This is a genomic window from Acinetobacter chengduensis, assembly GCF_003664645.1.
In the GTDB taxonomy this organism is placed as follows: domain Bacteria; phylum Pseudomonadota; class Gammaproteobacteria; order Pseudomonadales; family Moraxellaceae; genus Acinetobacter; species Acinetobacter chengduensis.
Window position 1 is genome coordinate 1 of sequence record NZ_RCHC01000054.1, and the last position, 1906, is coordinate 1906.

Sequence of the window (1906 nt, forward strand, 5' to 3'; positions counted from 1 at the left end):
AACGCTCTGGTTTATGGCAACGCTCGGGTTTGTGGCGACGCTCTGGTTTGTGGCAACGCTTGGGTTTGTGGCGACGCTCAGGTTTATGGCAACGCTCTGGTTTGTGGCAACGCTTGGGTTTGTGGCGACGCTCAGGTTTATGGCAACGCTTGGGTTTATGGCAACGCTCGGGTTTGTGGCGACGCTCAGGTTTATGGCAACGCTCGGGTTTATGGCGACGCTCAGGTTTATGGCAACGCTCAGGTTTATGGCGATGCTCGGGTTTATGGCAACGCTCTGGTTTATGGCAACGCTTGGGTTTATGGCAACGCTCTGGTTTGTGGCAACGCTTGGGTTTGTGGCGACGCTCAGGTTTATGGCAACGCTTGGGTTTATGGCAACGCTCTGGTTTGTGGCGACGCTCGGGTTTATGGCGATGCTCGGGTTTATGGCAACGCTAAAATCAAACAACGCACAGATCTATTTTGGATTTCAATTATCGGAAGTGAGAACGGCACATACACCGCATTTAAAAATAAAGACGGTGGGATTTTAGTGAATCGTGGGTGCTTTAGCGGAACGCTAGAAGAATTTACAGACGCCGTGAATAAGCGTCATGACGGTAAATTTAATCAGGAATACCAGCTTGTTATTGAATTAACAAAGCTTCGTTTGGGTCAACAAGTTTAAATCTTAAAAGAAGCTAGCTCTGAAATTTTGGTCGAGGACAGAGCTACAACTGAGGAATATATTATGAACAAAACCTTAACCCCTTTCAATACCTTTGCTGTTACGGCGCTTACTGCCAGCGTAACAATTGGTGCTTTAGCATACGCATATCAACCAAACTTCGACCTTAGTACTCATCCAGTAAAACAAATTACTCCTGCACAAACTGCAATTGCAGCCATGCACTTTACCTCTGCTAACTCTGGTACTGCAGTCATCCGTTTAGACGGCTTCACCCTAGACGTTAGCTTTGACTTCGAACGCATCAACGACTCATACGGCGTACCAGGTAGTGAATTTACCAATGCCGATATTACAAATCTATCTGTAGACAAAGTCATGGATACATCTGGTTACCCAATCACAGACTTTACCGACTTCAATGACCACTTGACCATCAATGCCATGTTGGTTGCGCACATGCTTCAAAACAAAATGTTGGAGGCTGTCTAATGAATGCTTATACCAAACCTTTCCGTGAAGATTTAGGTCTTGATGATGCTGGCTTCCACCGCATTCGCATGGCCAATACAGTGTACAGCGTAAAAAACAATGTCATTTATACGTCTGAAAATGGCCAACTGACACAGGTAGCTCAAAGCATCCTAACTGCGAAGCCTTGGATCCGTCGCAATGTAGATGAAGTCCTTGGCCAAACTCTAAAATTTAAAGCGCACTTTGCTTTCAAAAGCCGTCGTGGGTATGTGATTGAAGTAAATGGCGTTCAGTACACAGCACGTGTAACGACGGATCCAACCAGTGGCTTAGACAGTTATGCCAGCACTTATGCACCAATGTTTTCTTTTAGCAATTTACTGATAAATGACAACGGTACCTTACGTGCTGTCACTGAAAACGAAGTCAGTCATCCAGAATTTCAGCGCGTATTTAAGGCATGTCTGAATGCACGACGTCGATCTGATCGCGTAGCACAGCGCCACAACCTAAACCGCTGGAACTCACGCCATGAATGTGAGCAGTACAAGCTTAAAAAGAACAATACCGATGCCTTTGGCCGTACGTTTAACTAAGGAGAATCATCATGTCTTTGCAAATAATTCCTGCTGATCAAGCCTTAAACGTCAGCGCTATCATTACTTATATTTATGCAGATCCAGGTGTAGGTAAAACATCCCTCGGCTTTACGGCTGATAAAGCAATTTCTTTCGATTTTGACCGTGGCGCACACCGTACTGGT

The 1906-nt window shown here is 45.4% G+C and carries 3 protein-coding genes and 2 pseudogenes; all 5 read left to right on the top strand.

Translation table 11 applies throughout. From position 1 onward, the window contains the following. Positions 1 to 42 precede the first annotated feature (42 nt). Positions 43 to 423 (top strand): annotated as a pseudogene (locus tag D9K81_RS18075) (hypothetical protein); the annotation flags it as partial. A 111-nt stretch (positions 424 to 534) separates the two neighbouring features. Beyond that, the gene (locus tag D9K81_RS18805; RefSeq protein WP_268916025.1) at positions 535 to 669 is read left to right on the top strand and encodes a hypothetical protein; all 135 of its coding nucleotides are present in this window, start codon (positions 535 to 537) and stop codon (positions 667 to 669) included. A gap of 63 nt (positions 670 to 732) precedes the next feature. Continuing rightward, a complete protein-coding gene (locus D9K81_RS18080; protein WP_120376195.1) occupies positions 733 to 1161 on the top strand; it encodes a hypothetical protein in 429 nt (142 codons plus the stop codon). Beyond that, a complete protein-coding gene (locus D9K81_RS18085; protein ID WP_121524018.1) occupies positions 1161 to 1739 on the top strand; it encodes a hypothetical protein in 579 nt (192 codons plus the stop codon). The genes D9K81_RS18080 and D9K81_RS18085 overlap by 1 nt, the downstream gene beginning before the upstream one ends. 11 nt (positions 1740 to 1750) lie before the next feature. Then, positions 1751 to 1906: pseudogene (locus D9K81_RS18725) on the top strand (ATP-binding protein); the annotation flags it as partial.

Coding starts and splice junctions, on each gene's coding strand:
- D9K81_RS18080 (WP_120376195.1), top strand. CDS start 733: ATGAACAAAACCTTAACCCCTTTCAATACCTTTGCTGTTACGGCGCTT.
- D9K81_RS18085 (WP_121524018.1), top strand. CDS start 1,161: ATGAATGCTTATACCAAACCTTTCCGTGAAGATTTAGGTCTTGATGAT.